The 7,210-nt window shown below is 40.0% G+C and carries 7 protein-coding genes; all 7 read left to right on the top strand.

Annotated features, from left to right (window positions below; translation table 11 throughout):
- A partial coding sequence (locus SD31_RS09095) for an aconitase family protein (RefSeq protein WP_262506609.1) occupies positions 1-954 on the top strand: 954 nt, incomplete at its 5' end.
- 48 nt (positions 955-1,002) lie between these two features.
- Positions 1,003-3,270 carry an aconitate hydratase gene (locus SD31_RS09090; protein ID WP_039053891.1) on the top strand — a complete coding sequence of 756 codons (2,268 nt, stop codon included), beginning with the start codon at positions 1,003-1,005 and terminating at the stop codon, positions 3,268-3,270.
- Between the two features lie 956 nt (positions 3,271-4,226).
- Positions 4,227-4,517, top strand: coding sequence for a hypothetical protein (locus SD31_RS17420; protein ID WP_197053638.1), 291 nt, complete (start codon positions 4,227-4,229; stop codon positions 4,515-4,517).
- A gap of 80 nt (positions 4,518-4,597) precedes the next feature.
- On the top strand, positions 4,598-5,011 hold the full coding sequence (locus SD31_RS09075) for a VOC family protein (RefSeq protein ID WP_039053889.1): 414 nt from the start codon (positions 4,598-4,600) through the stop codon (positions 5,009-5,011).
- Between the two features lie 360 nt (positions 5,012-5,371).
- The gene (locus SD31_RS17415) at positions 5,372-5,737 is read left to right on the top strand and encodes a hypothetical protein (RefSeq protein WP_052258866.1); all 366 of its coding nucleotides are present in this window, start codon (positions 5,372-5,374) and stop codon (positions 5,735-5,737) included.
- Positions 5,709-6,404, top strand: coding sequence for a transglutaminase-like domain-containing protein (locus SD31_RS17410; RefSeq protein ID WP_052258864.1), 696 nt, complete (start codon positions 5,709-5,711; stop codon positions 6,402-6,404). Before SD31_RS17415 ends, SD31_RS17410 begins: the two co-directional genes overlap by 29 nt.
- 18 nt (positions 6,405-6,422) lie before the next feature.
- On the top strand, positions 6,423-6,881 hold the full coding sequence (locus SD31_RS09065; RefSeq protein ID WP_197053637.1) for a DUF1569 domain-containing protein: 459 nt from the start codon (positions 6,423-6,425) through the stop codon (positions 6,879-6,881).
- The last annotated feature ends 329 nt before the right edge of the window (positions 6,882-7,210 follow it).

Below are 7,210 nucleotides of genomic sequence, written 5' to 3'. Positions count from 1 at the left end.
GTGTTCCAAGGCCGTGTTATCGAAGTGCATATCGGTACGCTTCTAGATCAAGCATTTACGTTTACAGACTGGACTGCAGAGATGAAGGCGAAAGCTTCAATCTGCATTTCTCAGGATGATACACTTATAGAATCATTGGAAATTGCAAAATCTCGTCTTCAGATTATGATAGACAAAGGTATGGACAATTCCAATGGTGTATTAAAAGGGCTTATAGAAAAAGCGAATAAACGTATTGCGGAGATTAAATCCGGAGAGAAACCAGCTTTGAAACCAGACGATAATGCAAAATATTACGCAGAGGTAGTGGTGGATCTAGATCAGATCGACGAGCCTATGATTGCCGACCCTGATGTACATAATGCTGATGTTTCGAAGCGCTATACTCACGATACAATCCGTGACCTGACTTATTATGGTGGAGAGAAGAAAGTAGATTTAGGTTTCGTAGGTTCTTGTATGGTACATAAGGATGACCTTAAGATTGTATCGCAGATGTTGAAGAATGTGGAGGCAGAGAAAGGTTATGTAGAGTTCAAAGCGCCATTGGTGGTAGCTGCTCCTACATACAACATCATCGACGAGTTGAAAGCTGAAGGAGATTGGGAATATCTACAAAAATATTCAGGTTTTGAATTTAACGACTTGTTGCCGAAAACGACAGCACGCACAGAGTATCAAAATATTTTATATTTAGAACGTCCGGGCTGTAACTTGTGTATGGGTAACCAGGAGAAGGCCGCCAAAGGAGACACAGTGATGTCTACTTCTACACGTCTTTTCCAAGGTCGTGTGGTAGAAGACAGGGATGGTAAGAAGGGAGAGTCGCTGTTGGCTTCAACACCGGTAGTGGTATTGTCGGCCATATTAGGACGTATTCCTACTATTGAGGAGTATAAAAAAGCTGTTAAAGGTATAAATCTTACAAAATTTACACCGATTTTAGCTAATTAATCCTTAATATTGAAGAAACTTAGTTAAACACTATAAAACCAGAGAGATATGGCTTTTGATATAGACATGATCAAGAAAGTCTATTCACGCTACGATGAGCGCATTGCTGCAGCTCGTAAGGTGGTGAATAGACCATTAACCCTTGCAGAAAAAATATTGTATGCCCACCTATGGGATGGCAATGCTACTGTGGCTTACGAAAGAGGTAAGTCGTATGTAGACTTTGCTCCAGACCGTGTGGCTATGCAAGATGCGACAGCGCAGATGGCTTTGTTGCAGTTCATGCAAGCAGGTCGTTCGAAAGTGGCTGTTCCTTCGACAGTACACTGTGACCACTTAATTCAGGCAAAAGAAGGCGCTGACAAAGACTTAGCACGTGCTAAAAACGAAAGCTCGGAAGTGTTCAACTTCTTGAGTTCTGTTTCAAATAAATATGGTATAGGCTTCTGGAAACCGGGAGCAGGTATCATCCACCAGGTAGTATTGGAAAACTATGCTTTCCCTGGAGGTATGATGATCGGTACAGACTCACATACCGTGAATGCAGGAGGTTTAGGTATGGTTGCTATCGGTGTCGGTGGTGCTGATGCCTGTGACGTGATGGCCGGTCTTCCTTGGGAACTTAAGTTTCCTAAACTTATCGGTGTTAAATTAACCGGTAAGTTGTCTGGCTGGGCTGCACCTAAAGATGTCATCTTGAAGGTGGCAGGTATCCTTACCGTAAAAGGTGGTACAGGATGTATCGTAGAATACTTTGGTGAAGGTGCGGAATCACTTTCTTGTACAGGTAAAGGAACTATCTGTAACATGGGAGCAGAGATTGGTGCAACTACCTCTACTTTCGGCTATGACGCTTCTATGGAAAGATATTTGCGTGCTACAGGCCGTGCAGATGTTGCCGATGCAGCAAACGCCATCAAACAACATTTAACAGGTGACCCTGAGGTATATGCTAACCCAGAGCAATATTTCGATCAAATCATAGAAATCAACCTTTCTGAGTTAGAACCATCGTTGAACGGTCCTTTCACTCCGGATTTATATACACCGGTATCGCGTATGCGTGAAGAAGCCGTTAAAAACGGATGGCCTTTGAAAGTAGAGTGGGGATTGATTGGTTCATGTACAAACTCTTCTTACGAAGATTTGTCACGCGCGGCTTCCATTGCTAAACAGGCAATAGAAAAAGGTTTGGAAATCAAGGCTGAGTTCGGTATCAACCCAGGTTCGGAGCAGGTACGTTATACTGCTGAGCGCGACGGCTTATTGAAGACATTCCAAGATTTGAACGCTACGATCTTTACCAACGCTTGTGGTCCTTGTATCGGAATGTGGGATCGTGCCGGAGCGGAAAAACAAGAGAAAAATACTATCGTTCACTCGTTTAACAGAAACTTTGCTAAACGTGCTGACGGTAACCCTAACACATATGCTTTCGTAACATCGCCGGAAATGGTGGCAGCAATAGCTATCGCTGGAGACTTAGGTTTCAACCCGGTTACGGATACGTTGACCAACAAATATGGAGAGCAAGTGAAGTTAGATCCTCCTACAGGAGATGAGCTTCCTGCTAAAGGTTTTGATGTTGTAGATCCAGGATATCAAGCTCCTGCGGAAGATGGTTCTTCAGTAGTGGTAGAAGTTTCTCCTACATCAGATCGTCTGCAATTGTTGGAGCCATTCCCAGCATGGGAAGGTACTGACCTTAAAGGATTGAAGTTGTTAATCAAGGCCAAAGGTAAATGTACTACAGACCACATCTCTATGGCTGGTCCTTGGTTGAAATATCGTGGCCACTTGGACAACATTTCAAACAACTTGTTGATTGGTGCAGTAAACTACTTCAACGATAAGACGGACAGCGTGAAAAACCAGCTTACCGGTGAATATGGACCTGTACCTGCAACGCAACGTGCGTACAAAGCCGCCGGAATCGGTTCAATCGTTGTGGGCGACGAAAATTATGGTGAAGGTTCTTCACGTGAACATGCCGCTATGGAACCTCGTCATTTAGGTGTGCGTGCCGTGTTGGTGAAATCTTTCGCTCGTATTCACGAGACGAATCTTAAGAAACAAGGTATGCTTGCCTTGACTTTCGCTAACAAGGATGATTACGAAAAAGTTCTTGAAGACGATACAATAGATATCATCGGTCTTACAGAGTTCGCTCCTAATAAACCTTTGACCATTGTGCTTCACCACGCTGATGGTACTACTGAGGAAATTTTGGCAAACCACAGCTACAATGAACAACAAATAGAATGGTTCAAAGCTGGAGGCGCTCTTAACATCATCCGCGCAAGCCAAGCGAAATAATTTCGCAACACTATATAACCCGATAATACAAGCTGTTATCGGGTTTTTTCTTTATAAGGAAAGAGGACTTTATGATTTTGGCGGAAATAAGATAAGACATTTAAAAGCTAGCCGCTTTCTTGAATTGGGAAAGGATATGCATCTTCTGCATATCCTTTTTTTATTAACTGTAGTGAGGCTGTTTCAAATTAACAGGATAATTTTCTATATTCATTATTAGAAAATTCAATCACTAAGCACTACTGCCATGTATGAAAAAAGCGGTTTTCAGAAGCAAAACCTTCTATTGGATAATATTTGTTCTTGTAGCGACGAGCATTGTCGCTGACTTCCTAAGTATAGTAAACTCATTTAGATGGGGTATCTGTGCTTTTCTATGGTTTGAGCCTCGCTGTATTGTATTTTCTTATTGCAAAACATCAATACGTCAGAGCCATTTTAGTGCTTTGGTTAGCATTATCCTATATAGTATTTCCAATCAGTGGGATGATAGATATTGCGCAGGAACAACATGAAGAGCTAGACTCCGTAGAGACCTACATTGTATTGGGGTTGGTCTGTATACTGGGCGTAGCATTAATATATCTTACATTTAGGAAAATAACTTTTCAAGGTACAAAGGAATTTTCCTCTGTCACCTGAAAAATGATATTATAAGAAGCGTGATGCAGAAAGAAATGCATAGTCTGCTGTTATATTTGCGTTCTCTTTCTCCTTTGACGGATGAAAACTGGTCTCTCTTACAGTCAGCTTTAAGTATACGGACATACCAAAAAAATGAATTTCTGCTTAAAGAAGGAGAGGTTTGTAACGAACTCTTTTTCATTGTTGAAGGTTATTGTAAAAGCTTTTGCCACTTAGATTGAGAAAGAAAAAATACTGGATTCTTTTTCGAGAATGAGATAGCAACGAATGTTGCAAGTTTTGGATCAGGAGAGAAGTCAGCATATAACATTATGGCTTGTGAGCCTTTGACAGTGGTAGTGTTTGATAAAGTCAAATTATTTGAAATTTCCCATCAGAGTGCTGCTATAGAAGCTTTAGGACGTAATTGCTTACGTACTTTTGCTGCAAAACAGGAGGAGCAGGCGACTATTTTTAAGTTATACAGTGCACAGGAACGCCTAGAGTTTTTCGAAAAGCGATATCCACAGATGTTACAGCGTGTTTCCTTATCACAATTAGCCTCATTTTTTGGTGTGGCGCGCGAAACCTTAAGTCGTATTCGAAGAAAGAGAGTCTCTTAATACTTTTGTGACGTTTGTCACAGCTGAGAATGTTCGGATATACCCATCTTTGTCTCATCACAACGTAAACTAGTAGGAATATGGCTTTATTAAACAAAATTGATGAGACAACAAATGTAGTTACATGGTTTGAGATTCCGGTTGCGAAGATAGATCGTGCACAGAAATTTTATGAAACCATTCTTGATATCAAGATGGTGCGACATGTGGAAGAACAAGAACAAGCGGCTTTTTTCCCCTATAACCCACAGGTGATTCAGGCCACTTCAGGGAGGATTACCGGTGTTTTGGTACAATCGGCAAGTAACAAGCCATCATCGAACGGTACTATGGTGTATTTAAATGCGAGTCCTACACTTCAATGCGTCTTGGACAAAGTAGAACATGCTGGCGGAAAAGTTGTGCTCCCGAAAACCTCAATTCCTGCTGGATTTATTGCTATTATAATAGATTCTGAAGGAAATAGTAGGGTAGGTCTTCATGCTGAAGAGTAAAGCTATCGCCCGCCACTTTAATTTTGTGCGCGCAATAGTTTTTTATGTCACTTTCTTTTTTTGGACTTATTGATTCCTTAATTTCTAACTCTTTAAATTTTTACAAAAAAATTTCCATACAACATTCTTTATTAATTAAATTTATTAAGAATTAATAATACATCATTAACTACTTGCCTAAATTATGAAACACGTTTTGAATGTATGGGACAGGAAAAAATCGTATGGGTTTAGAGAATTCCTTTTTCGGTTTGTCTTTGAAGCGAAGAGCTTTTTTCAGCTTTACTGCTTACTTCTTTATTCATACCAACACTTCATGCACAAAATAATCTTACTATCATTAAAGCCAATTCGGTAGATGTGGATATTGAAGAAGATAATGTGTTACGAAAGAAGGCGTGGAAGATTGATCCACAGCAGAAGTTAGATGTATTTGGAACATCGGCAAAGAAAGTGACCTTTTATACTGACATAGACAAGTTTACGGTCCATATTGGTCGAGGCAAGAAACAGGATTTTATCATTCTGCTCAACGGTAAGGATTCGGCAATGACCCGCATTCAATACGAACCTTCACGTCTTCATATTCTAAAAGGAGCCGCGAAATATAATTTTTCGGACAATAGACCTGTTCCTACTTTTACTTATCAGTCTGCAGAGCATTCGGATTTAAAAAGAAATACGTGCCGAACTCAAGTTGGATTCCATTGCAGGGAAGGGAGATGAGCTGACAAAAATTTTCAACCTGATGTATTGGGTTCATAACCTTATACAGCACGATGGCAATAGCACAAACCCTACAATCAAAAATGCTATAGACCTCATCAAGGTATGTCAAGAGGAAAAGCGCGGTATAAACTGTAGAATGCTTGCCATTATTCTCAATGAATGTTATCTGGCGATGGGAATAAAGTCTAGATATATTACCTGTATGCCTAAAGAGTTGGAGTTTCAAGACTGCCATGTCATTAACATGGTATATAGCCAAGACTTGGACAAATGGATATGGATAGATCCTACGTTTGCAGCCTATGTCATGGATGAAAATGGGACTTTATTGGGAATCCAAGAGGTGCGAGAAAGGTTAATCAACGGAAAGCCTTTGATCCTTAACGCGGATGCCAACTGGAATCGTGAGGCACAACAAACCAAGGATGGATATCTAAATACCTATATGGCTAAAAATCTCTATCGTCTGGAAACACCGGTGGAAAGCAAATACAATGCTGAAACCTGGGATATGGTCAAAGAGATTGAATATGTAGAGTTGCTTCCTTTGGATGCTTTGGAACAAACACCTCAAAGAACAGAGGAAGTAAACAATAAAACGGGATTGAAATTCGTTTATTATAAAACTAACAATCCGAATCTTTTCTGGACAAAGCCGCAATAATCTCTTACACATAAAGCTATGATTAAGGATATTTTTGATTCTGCAGTCACTGCAGAATTGATTGACAGAATAAATAGTCTCACTGCGAATTCCACACCACAGTGGGGTAAGATGACTGTCGATCAGATGCTCGCCCATTGTAATGTGGCTTATGCTTACACCTTCAATCCGGAGAAATTCAAAAAACCTAACTTTGTGAAGCGGTGGCTGCTGAAAACTTTTGCCAAGCCTATGGTTGTAGGGCCTCAACCTTATAAGAAAGGTAGTCCTACGGCACCCATCTTTTTGATCACGGACCGAAAAAATTTCGAAAAGGAGAAAAGTGAACTTATAGACAATATTCACAAGACACAACAGCTCGGAAGGACATATTTCGAAGGAAAGGAGAACATATCTTTCGGAAAGCTAACCGCCAATGAATGGAACACCTTATTCTATAAACATCTGGACCACCACCTTAACCAGTTCGGGGTGTAAGAAGTCCGTATTGTTTACATTATTAACTAGCTCGCAAACATAGCTAAACAACCAATTTTAATTGTATTAATTCTAAATTATTAAAATAACCTTCAAATTTCCAGTGAGTTAAGGATGTTTGATTTTTTCTTTTTTATCTTTACGTTCATTAATTCGATCTAGAATTAGATTACAATCTAAACCGTAAAGTAACTTTATCAAGATATTTAATTATGCTTACTCGTGCAAAAAGAAGGCGATTATCGCTTGCTGTATTGTTAACGCTGGCGTCTTCACATATTTTAATAGGACAGACGCAGAAGAAGTAAAAATAACTTACCATAACAAGG

The sequence above is a fragment of the Sphingobacterium sp. T2 genome (assembly GCF_000814685.1).
In the GTDB taxonomy this organism is placed as follows: domain Bacteria; phylum Bacteroidota; class Bacteroidia; order Sphingobacteriales; family Sphingobacteriaceae; genus Sphingobacterium; species Sphingobacterium thermophilum.
Note: the sequence above shows the minus strand (reverse complement) of the source record. Positions and strands in the feature narration are given on the sequence as shown.

Coding starts and splice junctions, on each gene's coding strand:
- SD31_RS09065 (WP_197053637.1), top strand. CDS start 6,423: ATGATTAAGGATATTTTTGATTCTGCAGTCACTGCAGAATTGATTGAC.
- SD31_RS09090 (WP_039053891.1), top strand. CDS start 1,003: ATGGCTTTTGATATAGACATGATCAAGAAAGTCTATTCACGCTACGAT.
- SD31_RS17420 (WP_197053638.1), top strand. CDS start 4,227: ATGGCTTGTGAGCCTTTGACAGTGGTAGTGTTTGATAAAGTCAAATTA.
- SD31_RS09075 (WP_039053889.1), top strand. CDS start 4,598: ATGGCTTTATTAAACAAAATTGATGAGACAACAAATGTAGTTACATGG.